Source organism: Burkholderia sp. BE12 (genome assembly GCF_002959955.1).
GTDB lineage: Bacteria > Pseudomonadota > Gammaproteobacteria > Burkholderiales > Burkholderiaceae > Burkholderia.
On sequence record NZ_PREY01000010.1, the window covers coordinates 103,534 to 126,370 of the forward strand.

19 protein-coding genes are annotated in these 22,837 nt (G+C 68.3%); 12 read left to right on the top strand and 7 right to left on the bottom strand.

Going from position 1 to position 22,837, the window contains the following annotated elements; translation table 11 throughout:
* Positions 1-28 precede the first annotated feature (28 nt).
* Positions 29-1,435, bottom strand: a complete 1,407-nt coding sequence (locus tag C4B30_RS13375) for a hypothetical protein (RefSeq protein ID WP_027781703.1) — start codon at positions 1,433-1,435, stop codon at positions 29-31.
* Positions 1,436-1,543: 108 nt separating this feature from the next.
* A complete protein-coding gene (hpnA, locus tag C4B30_RS13380) occupies positions 1,544-2,551 on the bottom strand; it encodes a hopanoid-associated sugar epimerase (RefSeq protein WP_011659815.1) in 1,008 nt (335 codons plus the stop codon).
* A 152-nt stretch (positions 2,552-2,703) separates the two neighbouring features.
* Between hpnA and C4B30_RS13385 the strand changes: the two genes are divergently transcribed.
* From C4B30_RS13385 to C4B30_RS13395, 3 genes are all read left to right on the top strand, one after another.
* Positions 2,704-3,000 (top strand): acylphosphatase, encoded by a 297-nt coding sequence (locus C4B30_RS13385; protein WP_027781702.1) that lies wholly within the window; start codon positions 2,704-2,706, stop codon positions 2,998-3,000.
* Positions 3,001-3,016: 16 nt separating this feature from the next.
* Entirely contained in the window at positions 3,017-3,916 is a 900-nt protein-coding gene (gene rarD / locus C4B30_RS13390) for an EamA family transporter RarD (RefSeq protein ID WP_027781701.1), read from the top strand.
* Positions 3,917-4,325: 409 nt separating this feature from the next.
* Positions 4,326-5,450, top strand: a complete 1,125-nt coding sequence (locus tag C4B30_RS13395) for an OpgC domain-containing protein (RefSeq protein ID WP_027781700.1) — start codon at positions 4,326-4,328, stop codon at positions 5,448-5,450.
* Between the two features lie 43 nt (positions 5,451-5,493).
* Here the strand turns inward: C4B30_RS13395 and C4B30_RS13400 are convergent, their stop codons facing one another.
* A complete protein-coding gene (locus C4B30_RS13400; RefSeq protein WP_027781699.1) occupies positions 5,494-5,700 on the bottom strand; it encodes a hypothetical protein in 207 nt (68 codons plus the stop codon).
* A gap of 120 nt (positions 5,701-5,820) precedes the next feature.
* Positions 5,821-7,338 carry a peptide MFS transporter gene (locus C4B30_RS13405; protein WP_027781698.1) on the bottom strand — a complete coding sequence of 506 codons (1,518 nt, stop codon included), beginning with the start codon at positions 7,336-7,338 and terminating at the stop codon, positions 5,821-5,823.
* A 497-nt stretch (positions 7,339-7,835) separates the two neighbouring features.
* Between C4B30_RS13405 and C4B30_RS13415 the strand changes: the two genes are divergently transcribed.
* The 7 genes from C4B30_RS13415 (at position 7,836) to C4B30_RS13445 (ending at position 15,814) form a co-directional block, all read left to right on the top strand.
* Positions 7,836-8,414, top strand: coding sequence for a cupin domain-containing protein (locus tag C4B30_RS13415; RefSeq protein ID WP_027781697.1), 579 nt, complete (start codon positions 7,836-7,838; stop codon positions 8,412-8,414).
* Between the two features lie 179 nt (positions 8,415-8,593).
* Positions 8,594-10,207, top strand: coding sequence for a peptide ABC transporter substrate-binding protein (locus tag C4B30_RS13420; protein WP_027781696.1), 1,614 nt, complete (start codon positions 8,594-8,596; stop codon positions 10,205-10,207).
* 11 nt (positions 10,208-10,218) lie between these two features.
* Positions 10,219-11,157 (top strand): ABC transporter permease subunit, encoded by a 939-nt coding sequence (locus C4B30_RS13425; RefSeq protein WP_027781695.1) that lies wholly within the window; start codon positions 10,219-10,221, stop codon positions 11,155-11,157.
* Positions 11,158-11,170: 13 nt separating this feature from the next.
* Positions 11,171-12,073, top strand: coding sequence for an ABC transporter permease (locus C4B30_RS13430; RefSeq protein WP_027781694.1), 903 nt, complete (start codon positions 11,171-11,173; stop codon positions 12,071-12,073).
* A gap of 85 nt (positions 12,074-12,158) precedes the next feature.
* Positions 12,159-13,151, top strand: a complete 993-nt coding sequence (locus tag C4B30_RS13435; RefSeq protein ID WP_027781693.1) for an ABC transporter ATP-binding protein — start codon at positions 12,159-12,161, stop codon at positions 13,149-13,151.
* A complete protein-coding gene (locus C4B30_RS13440; RefSeq protein WP_027781692.1) occupies positions 13,148-14,167 on the top strand; it encodes an ABC transporter ATP-binding protein in 1,020 nt (339 codons plus the stop codon). The genes C4B30_RS13435 and C4B30_RS13440 overlap by 4 nt, the downstream gene beginning before the upstream one ends.
* A 165-nt stretch (positions 14,168-14,332) precedes the next feature.
* Positions 14,333-15,814 (top strand): OprD family outer membrane porin, encoded by a 1,482-nt coding sequence (locus C4B30_RS13445; RefSeq protein WP_105132595.1) that lies wholly within the window; start codon positions 14,333-14,335, stop codon positions 15,812-15,814.
* A 52-nt stretch (positions 15,815-15,866) separates the two neighbouring features.
* Here C4B30_RS13445 and C4B30_RS13450 read toward each other — a convergent pair whose 3' ends face one another.
* The 3 genes from C4B30_RS13450 to C4B30_RS13460 form a co-directional block, all read right to left on the bottom strand.
* Positions 15,867-16,862 carry a DedA family protein/thiosulfate sulfurtransferase GlpE gene (locus tag C4B30_RS13450; protein ID WP_027781690.1) on the bottom strand — a complete coding sequence of 332 codons (996 nt, stop codon included), beginning with the start codon at positions 16,860-16,862 and terminating at the stop codon, positions 15,867-15,869.
* A gap of 154 nt (positions 16,863-17,016) precedes the next feature.
* Positions 17,017-17,286 (bottom strand): hypothetical protein, encoded by a 270-nt coding sequence (locus tag C4B30_RS13455; protein ID WP_006480304.1) that lies wholly within the window; start codon positions 17,284-17,286, stop codon positions 17,017-17,019.
* 271 nt (positions 17,287-17,557) lie between these two features.
* Positions 17,558-19,909, bottom strand: coding sequence for a phosphocholine-specific phospholipase C (locus C4B30_RS13460; RefSeq protein WP_027781689.1), 2,352 nt, complete (start codon positions 19,907-19,909; stop codon positions 17,558-17,560).
* Positions 19,910-20,458: 549 nt separating this feature from the next.
* Here C4B30_RS13460 and C4B30_RS13470 point away from each other — a divergent pair.
* On the top strand, positions 20,459-20,959 hold the full coding sequence (locus tag C4B30_RS13470; RefSeq protein WP_027781688.1) for a GNAT family N-acetyltransferase: 501 nt from the start codon (positions 20,459-20,461) through the stop codon (positions 20,957-20,959).
* A 255-nt stretch (positions 20,960-21,214) separates the two neighbouring features.
* On the top strand, positions 21,215-22,813 hold the full coding sequence (locus C4B30_RS13475) for a thioredoxin family protein (RefSeq protein WP_027781687.1): 1,599 nt from the start codon (positions 21,215-21,217) through the stop codon (positions 22,811-22,813).
* The last annotated feature ends 24 nt before the right edge of the window (positions 22,814-22,837 follow it).

The following is a 22,837-nucleotide window of genomic DNA, read 5'->3' on the forward strand; positions in this document are numbered from 1 at the left end:
CGGCGGCGTCGTTTGCCGATGCCGGCGCTTACCGCTGCGTCAGCATCATGTACATCTGGATCACGACGTCCGGCGAGAACGTAAACGGCACCCAGCCGTAGCCCGTATGGCGGGCGACTAGCAGGCGGTCGCCGTTCGCCTGCTTCTGCACGGCCATCATCGGGTTCTTCGTCGTCACGAAACGCCAGCCGGCCGGAATGCCGGGCGGCGGCTCCGGCTGCATCGAGGCGCGCGCGTGCGCGAGTTCCTCGATCAGTTGGCCCAGTTGCTCCGGATGCAGCGTGATCGACTCACCGTTGATGGTCAGCGTGAGTTCGTTCTGGGACGGGCGCGCGACATGCAGCGTCGCCTTGTCGGCCGGCGCGGCGGCGGTATCGGTGTCGGTTTCAGCCGCGGAGTCGGTGCGCGCCGCCGGGACGATCGCGGTTTCGGCGTCGGCGGCTGAGGTCGACACCTCGGCTGCTTCGGCAGCAACCGGTGCGACCGCGTGTACGGCCGGCTCCACCGCCGGCGTGTCCGCGGGTGCCGGTTCTACGGCTTCGGCCGCCACGGCGGTCGCCGCCGCACTCGTCGCGGCTTCCTTGACGACGGCCTCGACCAGCGCTTCGGCGTCGGCGATGGCCTTGGCGTGGTGCTGCGCGGCCGCTTCGGCCTGGGCGATCGCTTCGGTATGGCGCTGCGTAATGGCTTCGGCCTCGGCGGTGGCTTCGGCGTGGCGTTGCGCGGCGGCTTCGGCCTGGGCGATCGCTTCGGCGTGACGCCGCGTGATGGCTTCGGCCTCCGCGGTGGCTTCGGCGTGGCGCTGGGCGGCGGCCTGCGTGTCGGCCAGCGCCTGCGTGTGACGCCGGGCGAGCGCCTCGGCCTCGGCGATCGCGGCCGCGTGGCGTTGCGCGGCGGCTTCGGCTTCGGCGGTCGCTTCCGCGTGGCGCTTCGCGGCGGCTTCGGCTTCGACGGTCGCCGCGGCATGACGTTGCGCGGCCGCTTCGGCCTCGGTCGCGGCGGCATGATGACGCTGCGCGGCGGCCTCGGCTTCGGCGATCGCCGCCGCGTGGCGCTGCGATGCGGCTTCGGCATCCGCGTGACGTTGCGCGAGCGCTTCGGTCAGCGCGGTGGCTTCCGCATGGCGCTGCGACGCGGCTTCGGCTTGCGTGGCCGCATCCGTATGACGTTGGGCGGCTGCTTCGGCGGCGGCGGTGGCGTCGGCGTGGCGCCGCTGCGCGGCTTCGGCGTCGACGGCAGCAGCCGTGTGGCGCTGCGCGGCGGCCTGCGCTTCGGCTTCCGCCGCCGCGTGACGCTCGGCCGCGGCCCGGGCTTCCGCTGCCGCGGCGCGCGCGAAGGCTTCCGCGCTGCGTGCCGCCTGTTGCGCGGCGTGGTGATCGTGGAGGAGCTGATCGACGCCCGTGGCGAGCGAAGCGATCTGATCGTTCAGGTTCATGCGTGTCTTCTCTGCGTAAGACCCGCGATTTTAACCGCTGCGCCGATGCCGGTCCGTGCGCGACGTGTAACAAAGTGCGCGAAGCGGCGCGAGGTGCGCCGCTTTGTGTTACTTCAGGTAGCCCGCCGAGCCGAACCAGTCGAGCGCATCGCGCAGCCCTTCGCGATACGGGCGCGCCCGGTAGCCGAGCTCGCGCTCGGCCTTCGCCGACGTGAAATACATCTTGTTCTTCGACATCCGCAGCCCGTCCACGGTGACGAACGGCTCCTTCTTCGTGAATTTCGCGACCGCTTCGGCGCCGAGCGCGAGCGGATACAGCGGCCAGCGCGGCAGCGCGATCGTCGGCGCCTTGCGGCCCGTCATCTGCGCGATGTCCGCGAGCATCTGCTGCAGCGGCAGGTTCTCGCCGCCGAGGATGTAGCGCTCGCCGATCCGGCCGCGCTCGAGCGCGAGGAAGTGGCCGTGCGCGACGTCGTCGACGTGCACGAGGTTCAGCCCCGTGTCGACGAACGCGGGAATCTTGCCGAGCGCGGCCTCGACGATGATGCGGCCGGTCGGCGTCGGCTTGACGTCGCGCGGGCCGATCGGCGTCGACGGATTGACGATCACGGCGGGCAGCCCTTCGTCGGCGATCATCCGTTCGACCGCGCGCTCCGCGAGCACCTTGCTGCGCTTGTAGACACCGATCGCCTGCTCGGCCGTGAGCGGCCGGTTCTCGTCGGACGGGTCGCCGGCGCTCGTCACCTTCAGCGTCGCGACGCTGCTCGTGTAGACGATCCGCTCGACGCCTTCCGCGCGGGCGGCGCGCATCGTCGCGACCGCGCCTTCGAGGTTCGCGCGCTCGATCTCGTCGGGGTCGGGCGCCCACAGCCGGTAGTCGGCCGCCACATGCAGCAGGTAGCGCACGCCGCGCAGCGCGGCGCGCATCGACGCCTCGTCGCGCATGTCGCCGGTGACGATCTCGGCATCGAGATCCGCGACGTTCGTGCGCGGGCTGGTGGGGCGCACGAGCACGCGCACCGCATAGCCTTTCTGCTGCGCGATGCGCGCGACGGCCGAGCCGACGAAACCGGACGCGCCGGTGACGAGAACGAGATCGCGGGAAGTATCAGTCATGCGTTTCCTTCGGGGCCACGCGGGCGGCGCGGCGGTTGGGCATCGGCGAGATTGTACGTGGTCGGCGCGCGCGGCGACGCCCGGCCGGCGCGTGTGCGAAGCGGCCGACCCGACTACAATGCCGGGCTTGAATGCAACGGGAGGGCGACGCGATGAGCCGCAATGAACTGGACGAACGGATCGAGACCTACTACGTGCGGGTGCGCGGCGTCGTGCAGGGCGTCGGCTTTCGTCATGCGACGGTGCGCGAAGCGCATGCGCTGAAGCTGCGCGGCTGGGTCGCGAATCTCGAGGACGGCACCGTCGAGGCGATGATCCAGGGCCCCGGCGCGCAGATCGACCGGATGCTCGCGTGGCTGCGTCACGGGCCGCCCGCCGCGCGCGTGACCGAGGTGACATTCGAGGAACGCCGGACCGAGCGGCGCTTCGAGCGCTTCCAGCAGCAGTAAGCGGCACGGAACGATCATGACGGGGTATCCGGAAGCCGGGCGCGGCCTCATGCTGTCGGTGATGGCGTCGACGCTGTTCGCGCTGATGTCGGCTTACGCGAAACTGCTCGCGCCGCTCACGGGGCTCGACATCTTCGCGTGGCGCGTCGTGTGGACCGCGCCGGGGGCGCTCGCGCTGATCGCGCTGCGCGGCCGCTGGCCGGCGCTCGTCGAGCTTGCGCGGCGCAGCGCGCGCGACTGGCGCCTGCTGATCGCGCTGCCGGTGAGCGCGGCGCTGCTCGGCGTGCAGCTGTGGCTGTTCCTGTGGGCGCCGCTGCACGGCCGGATGCTCGAAGTGTCGCTCGGCTATTTCCTGCTGCCGCTGACGATGGTGCTCGTCGGCCGCTTCTACTATCACGAACGGCTTGACCCGCTTCAGTGGGCTGCGGTCGCGTGCGCGGCGCTCGGCGTCGCGCACGAGGTGTGGGCGACGCGCGCGTTCGCGTGGCCGACGCTGGTCGTCGCGCTCGGCTATCCGCCGTATTTCGTGCTGCGCCGGCGCATCAACGCCGATTCGCTGGCCGCCTTCGCGATCGAGATCGTGCTGCTGTGCCCGATCGCGTTGGCGATGGTCGCGACGAGCACGACGCGTGTCGCCGGCCATCCGCTGCTGTGGGCCGCGTTGCTGCCGGGGCTCGGCATCCTCAGCACGCTCGCGCTCGCGAGCTACCTGAAGGCGAGCCGGATGCTGCCGATGGCGCTGTTCGGAATTCTCGGCTACGTCGAGCCCGTGCTGCTCGTCGTGGTGTCGCTGCTGCTGCTCGGCGAGACGCTCAGCGTCGCGCAGCTCGCGACGTACGGACCGATCTGGGTCGCCGTCGCGCTGACCGCGTGGCACAGCGCAATGCTGATGCGGCGCCTGCCCGCGCGCAAATAGCCGCGCCATCGCGATGCGCCGGCCGTGCGGAACGTGCCGCGCATCGCGTGCATCAGCGACCATCCAACCGCGCTCGTTTCTCTGCCGAATCCCTCGATACTGACCGCCAACTGGCGCGGCGCTGACGCGAATCTGGCGACGCTGCCCGCTTCTCCGCGCAACGCTCGCGCTTGTAATCGAAGAGAAGATTCGGTTGCACTTTGTTACTTAGGGTCACCCCTGATCGGCCATTAGACTGAGCTGACCGACTTCCCTTCGTATGCAGCTTTTCAATGAACGGTCATCTCCGTGCCGGGCCGGCCGGGTTGGCGCGATGCGAGCATACGCGTATCGCCGCCGATCGCGCTCGCCTGCTTGTTCCCGATTCCTTCCCCGGTGCGCGTCGCACCGCCGCCGCACAGGTGCGCTCATGTCGTTGAGCCCGCTGCCTTCCGCCACGGCGCCGCCGTCGCGCGGCGGCCGCCTGATCGAAATCGATTTCTTCCGCGGGCTCGTGCTGTTGATGATCGTCGTCGATCACATCGGCGCGAGCGTGCTGTCGCGCGTGACGCTGCACGCGTTCGCGCTGTGCGATGCGGCCGAGGTGTTCGTGTTCCTCGGCGGTTTCGCGACCGCGAGCGCGTACGGCGCGATCGCCGAGCGGCACGGCGCACGCGCCGCGCAGCGGCGTTTCGTGCGGCGCGCGATGCAGATCTACCGCGCGTTTCTCGCGACGTCGACGCTGATGCTCGTCGTGTCGGCCGTGCTCGACCACTACGGAATCGATGCGCCGAACCTCGCGCTCGACGACGTCAGCGTGATGCTCGCGTCGCCGCTCACGGGCGCGGCCGAGCTGCTGACGTTCCAGCGCCAGCCGTATCTCGCGTCGGTGCTGCCGATGTACGTGCTGTTCGCGCTCGCGTCGCCGGTGCTGGTGCCGTTCGCGCGGCGCCATCCGTGGCTGCTCGTCGCGGTCAGCGCCGCGTCGTGGCTCGCCGCGGGCTGGCTCGGCCCGGAGCTGCTCGACACCGACGGCTTCCGCTGGAGCTTCAACCCGTTCGCGTGGCAACTGATGTTCGTCGCCGGCGTGCTTGCACGCTGCCAGCCGTTCTACCGGCGCATCGCGCTCGGCCGCTGGGGCGCCGCCGCGACCGGGCTCGCGTTCGCGATCGTGCTCGGCTGCGCGAGCTACAAGCTGTTCTCGGGGCTGCCGGTGCCGGAAGGCGTGCTCAAGCGGGATCTCGCGCTGCCGCGCGTCGTGAGCTTCGCGGCCGTTGCGTGGCTGATGGCCGATTGCGTGCGCTTCGGCTGGATCGCGCGGATCGCGCAGGGCGTGCGGCCCATCGTGGCGGTCGGCCAGCGCGGGCTGATCTGCTTCGTCGCGGGCGCGGCGATTTCGCTCGTGATCGATTCGCTGCTGCATCCGGTCGTGCGCAGCGCCGATCTGCGGCATGTCGGCGTGGGCCTCGCGGCCGACGCGTGCGCGGTCGGGCTGATGATGGCGGTGGCCGGTTCGGGAACGTGGTTCGCGCGATGGCGCGGCGCGGCGGCATAGGCGCGCGCGAGGGGGCAGGCGGCGCGGCAGGCGCCGCGCGGCATCAGTGAGGTGAGCCGATACGGGAGCGGGGCGTGGCGGTGGCGTCGTCGGCTTCGGCGTCGTCGCGTTCGTCCTGCGCCGGGTCGTCGCGCTCCGCGAGGACCGCATCGGCTTCGGCCGCGGCCCGGGCGGCGCGCATCGCGGTGCAGCGCTGCGCATGCCGGATGTCCGACAGGATCCTCAAAAGCCGCGTCGTCTTGTTTTTCATCGTGCTCTCCAGCCAGTGCGCATCTCGCGAAGCGGATGCATTGCCTGCAACCAGTGTAGGACGCGTTCGCGCGCCTGGCGGGAGAATGTGGCGTGCAAGCCGCACGCCGAGGGATAGTACTTACTGCGCGGCGGCGGCCTGCGCCTGCAGCGCTTCGTCGCGGCGCTCTTCCACGCAGCGCTGATGCTGGCGCGACAGGCGGTTCATCAGCGGCAGCAGCAGCAGCGCGAGCAGCATGCCGATCGCGGCGAGCCAGCCGAGCTTCTCGAACAGCGACAGGTAGAGCGGCAGCGATTCGGTGGCCGGCAGTTCGTGCGACGGCATCTGCGCGAAGTTCGCGACGACGCTGCCCAGATACTGCGACACGCCCGTCGCGACGAAATACGCGCCCATCATGAAGCCGCTCATGCGCGCCGGCACGTAGCGGGCGATCATCGCGAGGCCGAGGCCGCTCACCAGCAGTTCGCCGAGCGAGTACAGGCCGTAGCCCCACACCATGAACCACGACGACACGCGGCCGTCGACCGCGTAGCGGCCGCTGATCGTGAACACCAGGTAGCCCGCGGCGACCGCACCGAAACCGAGCGCGTACTTCGCGGCGACCGGCAGGTCGCGGCCGCCCTTCGCGACGGCGTTGTAGACCCACACGAGCACCGGGCTCAGCAGCATGATCCAGATCGGGTTCAGCGCCTGGAACTGCGCGGCGCTCCACGTGAACAGCGTCGTGCCGAACAGCATGAAGCGCGGGTCGACGTTGCGCAGCGCGAACAGCGTCAGCGACGTCGACATCTGCACGTAGAAGATGAAGAACAGGATCACCTGGCCGATCAGCACGAGCGCCGCGATCAGGCCCGCGCGCTCCGAGCGCTCCGACTTCGCGATCATGTACGCGAAGATCGCGAGGATCGCGAACGCGGCCGTCCACACGCTGGCGACCGCGAGCTGCTTGTGCTGCAGCACGTACAGCGTGATCAGCGCGAGCGCGACGCCACCGGCCGCGACCGCGCCGAGGCGCTTCCAGCGGATCGGTTCGTCATCCGGCTGCGAGCCGACGTGCGCGAGCGTACGGTGCATCAGCATGAAGTTGAGGATCGCGAGCAGCATGCCGCCGCAGCAGACCGCGAACGCGGTGTGCCAGCCCCAGTGATCCTTGATCCACGGCGTCGCGAGCATCGACACCGTCGAGCCGATGTTGACCGCCATGTAGTAGATCGTGAACGCGCTGTCGATGCGCGCGTCGTCGCCTTCGTAGATGCGGCGCACGAGGTTTGCCGCGTTGGCCTTGAACAGGCCGTTGCCGACGACGATCACGCCGAGCGACGCGTACATGTACGTCAGGTGATCGTTCGGCACCGCGAGCATCAGGTAGCCGGCGCACAGCACGGACGCGCCGATGATCATCGTGCGGCGCGCGCCGAGCACCTTGTCGCCGATCCAGCCGCCGATCGACGGCGCGGCGTAGACGAGTGCGGTGAATGCCCCCCAGGTCAGGTTCGCGTGGCTGTCGGTGAAGCCGAGCCGGTCGACCATGAAGAGGACCAGGAGCGCGGCCATGCCGTAGTAGCCGAAGCGCTCCCACATTTCGATGAGGAAGACCGTCGTAAACGATCGGGTCTGTGAAACAGGTGCGTGCATCATCAATCTCGTTTGAAACGGACGGCGCGGATCGCGCGTCGCCTTGGGGGTCGAACTGGCGCCGGAACACTGTGGCCGGATAGGCTTGCGTCGGCGATGGAGCAGTCGGGCGGTTAGCCCGGGCCGGGGACGGACTCCGCCCTACGAGGCGGAGCGAGGCCCCGACCGGCGCGCGAATGGTAACGTTTGCCGGTCCGGTGCGTCAGGTGCGCGCCACTCAGGGAAACTCCCGATATGGCAGCAGCTTTCAGGAATATTCGTCTCATCATTTACTTGTAAGCTTGACGCCCGTTCTCCGCAGATTCCCGGAGAGCCGCTTGCAGCTTGCCTGTGAAGCCGGCGAGTCTGGCAAGATAGCGCGTCGTTTCGCTCGCTTCGGGCCCTGTTTAGTGCACCGGGCTCAATGCCGAAGACGTGTGCGAACCCGAAGATTAAGCTATCTCGAATTAACTTAGTTACTTTCCATCAAACATTTTTTGACGACCACTTTTCGGCCTGCTATGGTTCCCCCCACTGAAAACTCGCGATCGGCAGACGCTGTCGCACTTGGCGGCAAGATTCGCGCGTTGCGCCAACGTTTGAAGCGCACGCTCGACGACACCGCTACCGCCGCGGGGATTTCGAAGCCGTTTCTGTCTCAAGTCGAGCGCGGGCTCGCGTCGCCGTCGCTGACGTCGCTGGCCGGTATCGCACACGCGCTCGGTGTGACGGTGCAGTACTTCGTGGATACGCCGAGCGAGGAACGCTCGGTTTGCCGAGGCGATCAGTTGCGCTTCTTCGGGTTTGCCGATTCGGCGAACCTGTTCGCGCGGCTGACGAACGTGTCCGAAGGGCGCCAGCTGGAGGCGATCCTCGTGAGGATGCCGCCGGGGCAGAAACGGTCCGAGGTGACGACACATGCAGGAGAGGAGTTCCTGTACGTGATTGAAGGGGAAGTGTCGCTGACGCTGGAAGGCAAGACGTTCGTCCTGCAGGCCGGCGACAGTTCGCACTATCAGTCGACGGTGCCGCACAGCTGGGTCAACACCGCGAAGATCGAGTCGGTGGTGGTCTGGGTCGGTACGCCGCGACTGTTCTAACGCACGGGTATTCCTTCGTTTCTTCGACGGGATGCCTGTCGAAAGAAACGTAAGGAATACTAACATGCAATACGAGAACCACGGGCCTCCTCGATCGCTGCACCCGTCAGCGTCTCACGCGTAATCCGCGGCATCCGCCGCGCGACGCTCACCGAACACACTTTCTCAAGACTGCCACGATGAAATCCTTGCATGCCATGTCGGCCGTGCTGGCCGCGCTCGCCCTGACGACGCCCGTCGCCCACGCCGTAACCGTTCCGTCGAACGTCGCGCTCGCTCCGCAACAGGACCTGACGCGACAGGTGCCGGCCGAAGTCGAGTCGCTCGATCCGGCGCACATCGAATCGTGGACCGGCAACACGATCGGCCTCGACCTGTTCGAAGGGCTCGCGCGCATTGATGCGGCCGGCCAGGTCGTGCCGGGCGTCGCGCTGTCGTGGGAACGCAAGACGCCGCAGACGTGGATCTTCAAGCTTCGCCGCGACGCGAAGTGGAGCAACGGCCAGCCGGTGACGGCCGCCGATTTCGTCTATTCGTGGCAGCGCCTCGTCGATCCGAAGACGGGCTCGAAATACACGATCCTCGTCGAGTTCATCAAGAACTCGAAGGACATCATCGCCGGCAAGGCCGCATCGTCGACGCTCGGCGTGCGCGCCGTCGATCCGTACACGCTCGAGGTGACGACCGACGTGCCCGTCGCATTCTTCCCCGAGCTGACCGCGATGGCGCCGCTCGCGCCGGTGAACAAGGACGTGGTCGCGAAGTTCGGCGACGCATGGACGCGCCCGGGCAACATCGTCAGCAACGGCGCGTACCAGCTCGTCGACTGGCAGCCGAACAACCGCATCGTGGCGACGAAGGACACGAAGTACTGGAACGCGTCGAAGGTCGTGATCAACAAGGTCACGTACCTGCCGATCGAAAGCGACGAAACCGCGATGCGCATGTACCAGGCCGGCCAGATCGACTACAGCTACTCGATTCCGTCGGGCATCTTCCAGCAGGTGAGCAAGCAGTTCGGCGGCGAACTGCGCCCGGGCCTGCAGCTCGCGACCTACTACTACTACCTGAACAACAGCGACGCGGCGCTGAAGGACAAGCGCGTGCGCCAGGCGCTGTCGATGGTGATCGATCGCGACGTGCTCACGTCGAAGCTCACGCAGGCCGGCGAGAAGCCGATGTACGGGCTGATGCCGAACGGCACGAAGGGCGTGCAGCCGTTCACGCCGGAATGGGCGTCGTGGCCGATGGCCAAGCGCATTGCGACCGCGAAGGACCTGCTGAAGCAGGCCGGCTATTCGGACGCGAAGCCGCTGTCGTTCACGCTCACGTACAACACCAACGACCTGCACAAGAAGGTCGCGCTGTTCACCGCCTCGGAATGGCGCACGAAGCTCGGCATCACCACGAAACTCGAGAACGTCGAATTCAAGGTGCTGATGAAGGAGCGGCATGACGGCAAGGTGCAGATCGCGCGCGACGGCTGGTTCGCCGACTACAACGACGCGATGACCTTCTTCGACCTGATCCGCTGCGGCAGCTCGCAGAACACCGTCGGCTATTGCAACAAGCAGATGGACGCGCTCGTCGACGAAGGCAACCAGAAGCTCGACGACAAGGCGCGCGCCGCGCTGCTCACGCAGGCGCACGACATGGCGATGAACGACACGCCGATGGTGCCGCTGTTCCAGTATTCGGCCGACCGTCTCGTGAAGCCCTACGTGGGCGGCTATTCGCTGAAGAACGTGATCGACATGCGTGCTTCGCAGGACCTGTACCTGATCAAGCACTGAGCGGAGCGATCATGCTGGCCTACGCACTGAGGCGCACGTTGTGGGCGGTGCCGACGATCCTCGCGGTCATCACCGTCTGCTACCTGCTGCTGCATTTCACGCCCGGCGGCCCGTTCGATACGGAGAAGCAGCTGTCCGCCGCGACGCTCGCGAACCTGAACGCGAAGTACCACCTCGACGAGCCGCTGTGGAAGCAGTACCTGCTGTATCTCGGTTCGCTGCTGCACGGTGATCTCGGCCCGTCGTTCCGCTACGTCGACTGGTCGGTGAACGATCTCGTGAAGAAGGCGCTGCCCGTGAGCCTCGGCGTGGGCGGCGTGTCGATCCCGATCTCGATCGTGGTCGGCGTGCTGCTCGGCACCGTCGCGGCCGTGCGCCGCGACAGCGTGATCGATCGCTTCGTGATGCTGATCGGCAACTTCGGCAACGTCGTGCCGCCGTTCGTGCTCGGCCCGGTGCTGGTGTGGATCTTCGCGATCCTGTTGAAGACGTCGGCCGGCAACGGCTGGCTGCCGGCGGGCGGCTGGGGCGATGGCGGCTGGCAGTACCGGCTGCTGCCGATCGTGCTGCTCACCTTCATCAACGTGTCGCTGCTCGCGCGCGTGATGCGCGGCTCGATGATCGAGACGCTGTCGAGCAACTACATCCGCACCGCGCGCGCGAAGGGCCTGCCGGGCTCGACGATCGTGCTGCGCCACGCGCTGAAGCCCGCACTCATGCCGGTCGTGTCGCTGTTCGGCACGGTCTGCATCACGTCGATCACGGCGGCCGTCGTCACCGAATCGGTGTTCGCGCTGCCGGGCCTCGGGCAGCTCGTCGTGAACGGCGCCATCAACCGCGACTACACGCTGGTGCTCGGCCTCGTCGTGCTGACGACCGTCTTCGCGGTGCTGTTCAACCTGCTGGTCGACCTCGCGTACGCGTGGCTCGACCCGCGCATCCGTTATTGAGCGAGGCATAGCGATGACTCCGACCACTCCCGTCGTCGGTCTGCCCGTGCAGACCGATTCGCCGCCGCGTTCGCGCTCGCCGCTCGAGCTGGCGTTCGCGCGCTTCCTTCACAACCGCGCGGCCGTGTTCAGCCTCGTGCTGCTCGCGTTGATCACGCTCGCCTGCTTCGCCGGCCCGTGGCTGCTCGCGGCCGATCCCGCCGCGAGCGACTGGGGCTCGATCAGCCTGCCGCCGACCTGGGCGAACCAGCACTGGTTCGGCACCGACGAGCTCGGCCGCGACCTGCTGGTGCGCACGCTGATCGGCGGCCGCGTATCGATCGAGGTCGGCCTGCTCGGCACGCTCGTGTCGGGCCTGTTCGGCGTCGCGTGGGGCGCGACCGCGGGCTTCGCGGGCGGCCGCGTCGACTCCGTGATGATGCGCGTCGTCGACATGATGTACGCGATCCCGTACCTGCTGATCGCGATCCTGATGATGACCCTGTTCGGCCGCTCGTTCATGCTGGTCGTGCTGACCATCAGCGCGTTCTCGTGGATCGACATGGCGCGCGTCGTGCGCGGCCAGACGCTGTCGCTGCGCAATCGCGAGTTCGTCGATGCGGCGCGTGCGATCGGCGTGTCGCCGGCGTCGATCGTGCGGCGCCACGTCGTGCCGAACCTGCTCGGCGTGGTCGTCGTGTACGCGACGGTCTCGGTGCCGAATATCGTGCTGACCGAATCGGTGCTGTCGTTCCTCGGCCTCGGCGTGCAGGAACCGATGACGAGCTGGGGCGTGCTGATCCAGGACGGCGCGCAGAAACTGGAATCGATGCCGTGGCTGCTGCTGGCCCCGGCCGTCATGCTGTGCGTGACGCTCTACTGCGTGAACTTCGTCGGCGACGGCCTGCGTGACGCGCTCGACCCGAAGGATCGCTGACTATGAAACAACCCCCACGCTCACGTTGCTCGCTGCCCCCGGAAGGGGCGGTCAGCCTCCTTGGGGCGGCCCGGCGGAGACTGACATGACCGCACTACTCGAAGTCGACAACCTCGGCGTGCGCTTCACGCGCAAGGACGCCCCGCCGATCGATGCCGTAAACGGCGTGTCGTTCTCGGTCGAAGCCGGCAAGACGCTCGGCATCGTCGGCGAATCGGGCTCGGGCAAGAGCCAGACCGTGATGGCGATGCTCGGCCTCCTGGCCGCCAACGGCACGACGACCGGCACCGCGCGCTATCGCGGCGACAACTTGCTCGACATGAATACGCGCGCGCTGAACGCGGTGCGCGGCGACCGGATCGCGATGATCTTCCAGGATCCGATGACGTCGCTCAATCCGTTCCTGACGATCGAGCGGCAGATGACCGAAACGCTGCAGCTGCATCGCAAGCTGTCGCGCAAGGCAGCCGTCAAGCGCGCGATCGAGGCGCTCGAATCGGTGCGCATTCCCGACGCGGCGCGCCGCATCCGCATGTATCCGCACGAGTTCTCGGGCGGCATGCGCCAGCGCGTGATGATCGCGATGGCGTTGCTGTCCGAGCCGGAAATCCTGATCGCGGACGAGCCCACCACCGCGCTCGACGTGACCGTGCAGGCGCAGATCATCGACCTGCTGCGCGAGCTGAACCGCGAGCGCGGCACCGCGATCGTGCTGATCACGCACGACATGGGCGTGGTCGCCGGCCTCGCCGACGACGTGATGGTCATGTACGCGGGCCGCACCGTCGAATACGCGCCGGCCGAATCGATCTTCGCGGCGCCGTCGCATCCGTACACGATCGGCCTGCTCAACGCGCTGCCGCGCCTGACCGACGCGGACGATGCGCCGCTCGTCGCGATTCCCGGCAACCCGCCGATGCCCGGCACCGCGCCGGCCGGCTGTGCGTTCGCGAAGCGCTGCACGTATGCGGAAGAACGCTGCGGCGCCGCGCGCCCCGCGCTCGAAACCTATGGCGCCGTGGGCGCGGTGCGCGCGTGCCACCGGCCCGTGGCCGATCTGACGGGAGGTCTGCGATGAGCGTCGATGAACGCCGCCAAGCCGGCGCGACGGACGACACGCTGCTGTCCGTCGAGAATCTGAAGGTGCATTTTCGCGTGCCGCTCGGCGGCTATCCGTGGTCGCCGAAGGGCACGCTGCGCGCGGTCGACGGCGTGTCGTTCGACGTCAGGCGCGGCGAGACGGTCGGGCTCGTCGGCGAATCGGGCTGCGGGAAATCGACGCTCGCTCGCGCGTTGATCGGCCTCGTGCCGATGACGGCCGGCACCGTGAAATGGCGCGGCCAGGCCGTGGCGCCCGATCACCTGCGCGGCACCGCGATGCGCAGCGAAGTGCAGATGATCTTCCAGGATCCGCTCGCGTCGCTCGATCCGCGCATGACGATCGAGCAGGTCGTCGCGGAGCCGCTCGTCACGCACCAGCCCGGCCTCGGCCGCGCCGAAGTGCGCCGCCGCGTGGTCTCGATGCTCGAACGCGTCGGCCTGAACGCGCATCACCTGCTGCGTTACCCGCATGAATTTTCCGGCGGGCAGTGCCAGCGCGTCGGCATCGCGCGCGCGCTGATCGGCGAGCCGAAGCTCGTGATCTGCGACGAGCCAGTATCGGCGCTCGACGTGTCGATCCAGGCGCAGATCGTGAACCTGCTGCGCGATCTGCAGCGCGACCTGTCGTTGTCCTATCTGTTCGTCGCGCACGACCTGGCGGTGGTGAAGGCCATCAGCCAGCGCGTGCTCGTGATGTATCTCGGCCGCGTGATGGAGTTCGGCACGCGGCATGACGTGTACGGCGTGCCGCAACACCCGTACACGAAGGCGCTGCTCGATGCGGCGCCGACGCCGGAGCCGGCGCGCGAGCGTGCTCGCCGTCCGATGCTGCTGGCGGGCGAGATGCCCTCGCCGCTCAACCCGCCGTCCGGCTGCGCGTTCCGCACGCGCTGTCCGGTCGCGATCGACGCGTGCGCGCAGGACGTGCCGCTGCCGGAAGTGCGGCAGGGGTCGGCGGCGCGCGTCGCGTGTATCCGCGCGGGCGCGGCGTGATTTGAAGTGACGCAGCAAACATAACCAAGGCAGGTCAACAGGGGTAGGTGCGGCGCGAACGATCTTCGCGCCGCGGGTACAGGCGCGTCCTTAGCCGGGCTCGCCGGGGGGCTGGAAGCGGATCGCAACCGGCGTGGACGACATCAACACAAGACGAGAATCACGATGAAAAAGCAGAAGACGATCGGGACGGCATCGAAGATGCTGCTTGCATGGGGACTACCGGCGCTCGCCGGCGTGTCGCTGACGGGCGTCGCGCACGCCGACGACGCGGCGCCGGCGCCGCTGACGGTCGCGCAGGCCGCGCCGGCCGCGCCGGCCGCCGGATCGGGCGCAACCGTTGCGCAGGCAACGACCCCGAACGCCATTGTCAACGCCGAGGCGACCCAGGCCGTCACGCCACCCGACGAGCCGTCGGCGCAGTCGAAATCGAACGGCTTCATTGCCGACAGCCATCTCGACTTCCTGTTCCGCAACTATGCGGACGTGCTCGACAACAAGGGCGGGCCGCATCGCCATGCGTGGGTCCAGGGCGCGATGGCGAACTTCGAGTCTGGCTATACGACCGGCCTGATCGGGATCGGCTTCGATGCGTCGTTGTATGCGGCGCTGAAGCTCGACGGCGGGCAGGGCGCCGGCAGCATGGTGCACATCGCGAAGGGTGGCGGCGGCGGCAACCAGCTCGCGTGGGCCTATCCGGGCATCTACGACATCAAGGCGCGCATCTCGAACACGGTGGTCAAGTACGGTCTGCAGGCCGTCGACAACCCGTTCATGGAGCAGCACGACAACCGCGCGCTGCCGCCGACGTTCCTCGGCGCGACGATCGTCAGCAACGAATTCAAGAACGTGATGCTCGAGGGCGGCAGCTTCACAAAGACCGACGCGCGCGGCCATACGACGCTCACCAACCTGACGACGCAATACGGCGGCACGCGCATCAATCGCCTGACTTACGTCGGCGGCACGTGGGACTACTCGCCGAACGGCGAAGTCGCGCTGTACGCGAACCAGGCCGACGACGTGTGGCACCAGTACTACGCGTCGGTGAAGCACAGCATCGGCAGCCCGCAGACGATCAAGTGGACCGGCTTCGGCAACGTCTACTCGACGCACGACACGGGCGATGCGCTGCAGGGCAAGATCAACAACAACGCGTACAGCCTGTCGCTGGCCGCGCAGCACGGCCCGCACGAGCTGCTGCTCGGCTTCCAGCAGGTGCTCGGCGATCAGTTCTTCGACTACCTGAACGAAACGAACGGCATCTTCCTGACCAACTCGATGGACGTCGACTACAACGCGCCGCACGAAAAATCGCTGCAGCTGCGTTACACGTTCTACGGCAAGGAAGCGGGCCTGCCGGGCTTCAAGGCGATGGTGTGGGGCGTGACGGGCTGGGGTGCGGACGGCAGCGCCGGCGCGGCGAACGACCCGAGCAAGTCGAGCATCTACTGGAGCAACGGTGCGCCGGTGCAGGGCCGTCACCACGAGTTCGGCTTCATCCCGTCGTACACGTTCCAGAGCGGCAAGCTGAAGAACACGAAGGTCACGTTCATCGCGATGTGGCACGCCGGTTCGGCGCACTACTCGGACGCGACGAACACCGAGTACCGTCTGGTCGTGAACCTGCCGCTGCACGCGTTCTGATGGAAGGGGGCGCAATGCCCCCTGTCTCGCAGCCGGCCCGCGATCGGTGCGATCAGGCCGGTTTGTGCCATCCCGCGACCGGCTCGCTCGCGGCAGGCGTTTCCTCCACGAGCGACGTGAGCTGGCGACCCGTATCGCGCCATGCGTCGAGGCCACCGCGCAGCGCGAGCGCGTCGGTGAACCCTGCATCGAGCAGGCGCTTCGCCATCAGTGCGGCCGTCACCTCGTTCGGGCACGAGCAATACACGACGAACTTCTGCGTGAGCGGATAGCGCGCGACGATGTCGGCGATCCGGCGCTCGTCGGCGAACTGCGCACCGGGAATCGTGAACGGGTCGAGCTTGCGGTGCTCGGGCGAGCGGACGTCGAGCACCACCGGGGCGGCGGTGTCGCGCAGCAGCACGTCGAGCTCGTCGACGCCGATCCGCGCGTTCGCGAGCTGGCGGATCAGCGCACGGCGGCGCATCCACCGCACGGCCGCATAGATTGCGAGCAGCGCGACGATGATCAGCAGCACCGCACGGCCGAGACGGCTCGCGCCGGCGAACAGCCAGTCGATCTGCCGGTAGAACACGAGGCCGGCCAGCAGCCCGACGATCGTCCACAGCGCGGCGCCGAGCGCGTCGTAGCCGGCGAACGTGCGATAGCGTGTGCCGAGCGCACCGGCCATCGGCACCGACACCAGCGACAATCCCGGAATGAAACGCGCGACCGCGAGCACGCGCACGCCGTAGCGGCCGAAGAAGCGTTCGGTCTTTTTCACGCAGGTATCGCGCGACAGCGACAGCCGACAGATCGTCTTCAGCGTGGTGCCGCCGTAACGCCGCCCGGCGACGTACCAGACCGTGTCGCCGATCAGCGCGCCGAGCACCGACAGCACCACGACCGTCACGAGCTGCGAGCCGATCATCGCCGGATGCATCGCCGACATCGCGCCGAACAGCACGAGCGTCGGCATCGCGGGCACCGGCAGGCCGATCGCCGCCGCGAGCACGTTGGCGAACACGAGAAGCGGCCCGTATTGGGCGACGAGGTCACGTAGGAGCATGACGGCTGGCCGAAAAGGAAACGCGTGGGCGGGAAATGCAGATGGGCCGATTATCGGCCTTTTTCGACACAGCGGCGGGAATGATGCAAAGCGCCTGACGGCGGCAGGGAGATGCGGGTGAGCCGGCGCATGGCGCGCGGCTCACCGTTCGGAATCACGAGGGCGTGCGGGCGAGCGATGCGGCGCCGTGGTTTTCGCCGGGCAGCTCGGCGCCGTGCGAGCGGATCGCCGCGATCAGTTCGGCCGGCGTGATCTCGTAGCGGACCTCGCGGTGGATGCCGGGCTTGCGTTCGTCGATCTCGATCAGCAGCACGCTCTTGCCGTCGCCGGTCGCTTCGAGCCGGAGCGAGCGCAGTTCGCGGCCGTCGGCCGCGTCGTGTTCGGTGAGCAGGGTCATTGCCCCGGATGAGCCGGTAGTGCGCATCGAACCTATCCTCGTGTCGTGGGTGCCTTGGCGGCAAGGATGTCTTTGTTGAATACAGCTTGACGCAGTTTAACGCGAACAGGCCGCAAAACGGAGCATTTTCGAGGGGGTGAAATGAGGGCTGAACCACCGATCCTTCTGATGTTTGAGCCGCGCCGGGCGGGCGTCTGCGCCGGATCGGGCGCCGGCCGAAACCGGTGCCCGAGCGGCGTTCGCGGCCACGCCGACGCGGGCGGCGACACGCGCTGCGCCGCGCGTCGCCGCGGCGGCGTCAGAAGCGGTCGGCGAGCCCCATCGCCGGGTCGCTGACCGAGTGGCGGCCGGTTTCGACGCGGCCGGCCACGCGGCGCGAGAAGCTCGCGTCGCTGTCGGCGGTGACGATGAAGTCGTACCAGTGGCCGGTTGAGTCGAGCTTCCAGTGCAGTTCGGACTGGTCGCCGGCGCGCACCGCGACGGTCCACGTGGTGCCGGTGCCATGGCCGTTGCCCTGGTCCTGGGCGTGATCGTTTTCATTGTCGTGGCCATGGCCGTGGCCGTCGTTTCCGCCGCGCCCGGACAGCGGCCCGTAGACCTGGTTCGACTTCACCGTGAAACGCACCGTGCCGCCGCCGTCGTTGCGCAGCCGCAGGTGGAGGTTGCCGCTCGCGCCCGCATAGCCGACGCGGACTTCCGGATGCGGCGCGCGAGCGCCGGCCAGGCGGCTCAGGTCGCCGGTGAAGCGGCGGTGATAGCCGTTCGGACCGAGCACCCACAGGTCATATTTACCGCCGTCGTCGGCGCGCGCGGCCCAGTCGCCGTGCAGCGTCTTGCCGGGCTCGACGACGTAGCGTTGCGGCAGCCGGTCGAGGTGCAGCTTGTCGTAGACGTGGAACACGGCGGCGGCGCGGCCGGTGTTCGCGAACTTCAGCGTGACCGTGCCGGCGCCGGCATCGGTGCGCGCGCTCGCGTGCAGTTCGTACGGCAGGGCGCGCGACGGGCGCACGCCGGTTGCCTGCGCGGGCAGCGCGGGCGTGGCGGGCGGCACGATCTTCGGCGCGGTTTGCTGCGCGGCGCTCAGCGCGTCGACCTGGCTTTTCGTCGTACGGCCCGCGAGCGTCGGCAGCGGCTCGTCGTTCGGCGTGCGGAAATTGAACGCGCTCGTCAGGTCGCCGCACACCGCGCGGCGGTACGCGCTGATCTGCGGCTCCGCGACGCCGAAGCGCGTCTCGAGGAAGCGCAGCGTCGACGTATGGTCGAACACCTGCGAGTTGACCCAGCCGCCGCGGCTCCACGGCGACACGATCCACATCGGCACGCGCGGGCCGGGGCCGTACGGGCGGCCGTCGGCTGCCGGCTGGCTCGACGTGGCCGGCGTGAAGTCGTGGTACTCGACCGCGACGTCGGCGGCCGACAGCGTATGGCCGCCCGCGAGCGTGCCGTCGGCGTTGCGCGACGGCACGGCCGGCGACGGCATGTGGTCGAAGAAGCCGTCGTTCTCGTCGTAGTTGACCAGCAGCACGGTCTTGCTCCAGACCTCCGGGTTCGCCGTCAGCGCGTCGAGCACGGCCTGCACGTACCAGCCGCCCTGCGCGGGGCTCGACGGCCCCGGGTGCTCGCTGTACGCGGACGGCGGGATGATCCACGACACTTCCGGCAGCTTGCCGTCGCGGATGTCGTCGCGGAACGTTTCGAGAAAGCCGTACGGCATCGTGTTGCCGAAGCCCTTCGCGAGCGGGCTCAGCGGATCGTCGATCGCGGGGTCGTAGAACGCGCCGGCCGCCGTCACCGGCTGCGTGATATCGGTCGACGCGACGTACGCGGGCCGGCGCGCGGCCGGCATCTGCTCGATCGCCGCGCGCCAGTGGCGGAAGCTCATCATCTCGTTGCAGCCGAAGTTGTCGATCAGGCTCTGGTAGACCTTCCAGTTCACGCCCGCCTGTTGCAGCCGGTCGGCATAGGTCGTCCAGGTCCAGCCCTGGCTCGACGGGCCGATGTCGTTGCCGCCGTTGAACTGGTTGTTCAGCGCGGCGATCTTCACGCGGTTGCCGTCGGCCGGGCTGACGCCGTTCGGGCCGTTGGTGCCGCTCCAGTAGAACAGGCGGTTCGCGATCGTGCCCGTGTGCATCCCGCAGTGGTAGTGGTCGCACAGCGTGAACGCATCGGCGAGCGCGCGCTGGAACGGCACTTCGGCCGCGTCGTAATAGCCCATCGACAGCGGCGTCTTCGCGTCGGGCCAGCGGTTCATCCGGCCGTGATCCCACGCGGCCTGCGCATCGGCCCACGTGTGCGGCGTGCCGCCCGCGCGCTGCGCGTTGCCCTGGCGCGCGTCCAGGTGATACGGTGTCACGATCGCGGCGGGCGTCGCCTTCGTGTACGCCTGATGGAACACGTCGCGGCCGTTCGGCGACGGCACCGCGAAACGGTCGCCATAGCCGCGCACGCCCTTGAACGTGCCGAAGTAGCTGTCGAACGCGCGGTTCTCCATCATCAGCAGCACGACGTGCTTGACGTCCTGGATGGTTCCCGTTTCGTGGAAGGCGGGAATGGCGAGCGCGCGGCGAATGCTCGGCGGAAACGCGGACAGCGCGGCGGCGGCGAGGCCGGAGCCGGCGGTCTGCTGAAGGAATTTGCGGCGTGACGTCATGGCGTTCGGATCCTGTGAGGGTGGGAGCGTTCGTGAGTTCGTCTGGCGGCGCCCGGGCGTCGTCCCGCCCCGGGACGATTCGCGATGCGTGCGCGTTCGGGGCATCGGCTGCGCGTCGCGCGGATGCAGCGGCCTCGCCGTCGCGATCCTGCGCACCGCACGCTCGTGATGCGCGGGCCAGGGGCGGCACACATCGGGCCGGCGTATGCCGGGCTGGGGCGGCGCCCAGTCTAGGGAGGCGGCATGACGTCGACATGATGAAGAAATGACATCGCATGTCGCGTACGTGACGTTGCGCGCGCAACGATTCGCTCAAGGGCGAATGCGAGGTCGAAAATGGTAAGAAATTACCGATCTTCGCAGATGTGATCGGTCAGAATTTTCCGGATTTTGCGGGGGTGGCGCGTGCGCGTTTCGTTGCGGATGCAACCTGACGGGCGGCGGTGTGACACCCGTGTTTCGAATGCGTGAAATCGGCTAAGCTCGATGCATTGCTGCGCGCCTGCGCAGTCCGCGCCTGTGGCGCGACTTTTCGGAACCGGCCCACCCATGACCGATATCAGGATCCGGCACAGCGAGACGCACGACGTCGACGCGATCCGGCAGATCGCCGCGCATCCCGCGGTGTACATGAATACGTTGCAGCTTCCTTTTCCGTCGCTCGAAAAATGGCGGAAGCGGCTCGACGACGTGCGCGAGCACGGCGTGAGCCTCGTCGCCGACATCGACGGCACGGTGGTCGGCCATCTCGGCCTGCATCCCGAGCCGAATCCCCGCCGGCGCCACGCGGCGGCGCTCGGCATGATGGTCGACGCGACTCGTCATGGGCGCGGCATCGGCGGCCGGCTGCTCGCGGCCGCGATCGATCTCGCGGAGAACTGGCTGAACATCACGCGTCTCGAGCTGACCGTGTTTGTCGACAACCGCGCGGCGATCGCGCTTTACGAGAAACACGGTTTCCGCATCGAAGGCGAATCGCCGGGTTACGCGTTGCGCGACGGCGTGCATGCGTCCGTGTATCACATGGCCCGGATCAAGGCGCGGCAATGAAGGGCTGGCCGTCGCGGACGTGACGGCACGCGGCCGCGACGCCGCGCGTCATATTCAATCGAGAATTCGTTCGTTTTCCTTCGGCTGTACCCGTCGTATCGTCGAACGATTTGCCGGTCGCCGCGGCCGGCTTCGTTTTCCGTATCGATGCATGCGCGGCACCGCATGTCGGCCGGCTTCATCGTCGTCGCATCACGGCCCTCGTTGCGTACGCGGCATCCCCTGAAACCGTCTTTTTCAACGGAACCCGCTTCGATGAAAACCGTACTCCGCAATCTCACCGCCGCCTGCCTGTTCGCTGCCGCCGGTGCGGCGCTTGCCGCTGCCGCGCCCACCGGCGCCCCGGTGGCGAACGCATCGCCCGACGGTGCGCATCTGCCGCCCGGCATCGCGTGGCAACACGGCGACGTCGATGCCGCGTTCGCGCTCGCGAAGCGCGAGGGCAAGCCGCTGCTGCTGTACTGGGGCGCGGTATGGTGTCCGTCGTGCAACCAGGTGAAGTCGACGATCTTCAGCCAGCAGGCATTCAAGACACGTTCGTCGTTCTTCGTGCCCGTGTATCTCGACGGCGATACCGAAAGCGCGCAGAAGCTCGGCGAGCGGTTCAAGGTGCACGGCTATCCGACGATGATCCTGTTCCGCCCCGACGGCACCGAAGTCACGCGGCTGCCGGGCGAAGCCGATCTCGACCGCTACATGCAGGCGCTGTCGCTCGGGATGACGGCCGCGCATCCGGTGCGGCAGACGCTCGCGACGGCGCTGAAGAACGGCGCGTCGCTGACGCCGGACGAATGGCGCCTGCTGGCCGACTATTCATGGGATACCGACGGTGCGCTGCCGGTGCCGGCCGATCGCGTCGCCGAGACGCTGCAGTCGCTCGCGCAACGCGCACGGGCGGTGGGGGCGAAAGCCGAATCGGCGCGCTTCGCGCTGAAGTCGGCGGTGGTCGCCGCGTCGGACGACCCGGCGCAGGCCGGTGCGCTCGACAAGGCCGCGCTGGCCGATTCGCTGCGCGCGGTGCTGCACGATCCCGCGCTGTCGCGGGCTGATTCGGACGTGCTGGTCGCGGCGCCGGCACGCGTGGTCGCGTATCTCGGCGGCGGCGGCGACGCGCAGCGCACGAAGTTGCGCGGCGCGTACGACACGGCGCTGGCGCGCCTGTCGACCGACGGCACGCTGTCGTCGATCGACCGGCTGATGGCGCTGCACGGCCGCGTGCTGCTCGCGCGCGGCGACGCCCGCAAGGGCGCACCGCCCGCCGCACCGGCGCTCGCCGAAACCGCGCGCAAACAGATCGCCGCGTCGGTGCAGGGCGCGGCGAACGCGTACGAGCGGCAGGCGCTCGTCAGCGAAGGCGCGGACACGCTCACCGACGCGGGGCTGTACGACGAATCGGATGCGTTGCTGAAGGCCGAGCTGCCGCGTTCGTCCACGCCGTACTACTTCATGTCGGGGCTCGCCGCGAACGCGAAGGCGCGCGGCGACAAGGCGGCCGCGCTCGACTGGTATCGCAAGGCGTACGACGCGGCGAGCGGGCCGGCGACGAAGCTGCGCTGGGGCGCGACTTACTTTGCGAATGCGGTCGAACTGGCGCCGGACGATTCGGCGCGCATCGAAGGGATTGCGGCCAGTGTGCTCGCGCAGGCCGACAAGACCCGCGACGCGTTCTACGGTGCGAACCTGCGCGCGCTGACCAAGGTCGTCACGCAGCTGAACCGCTGGCGTGGCAGCGGCGCGCACGATGCGTCGGTGAGGTCGGTCGTGAAGCAGTTCGACGGCGTGTGCGGGAAGCTGCCGACGGGCGATCCGCAGGCGGCGGCGTGCGCGAAGCTGATCCAGCCCGTGAAGGCGTAACGGCGCGCCGAGGGGGGCCGAGGG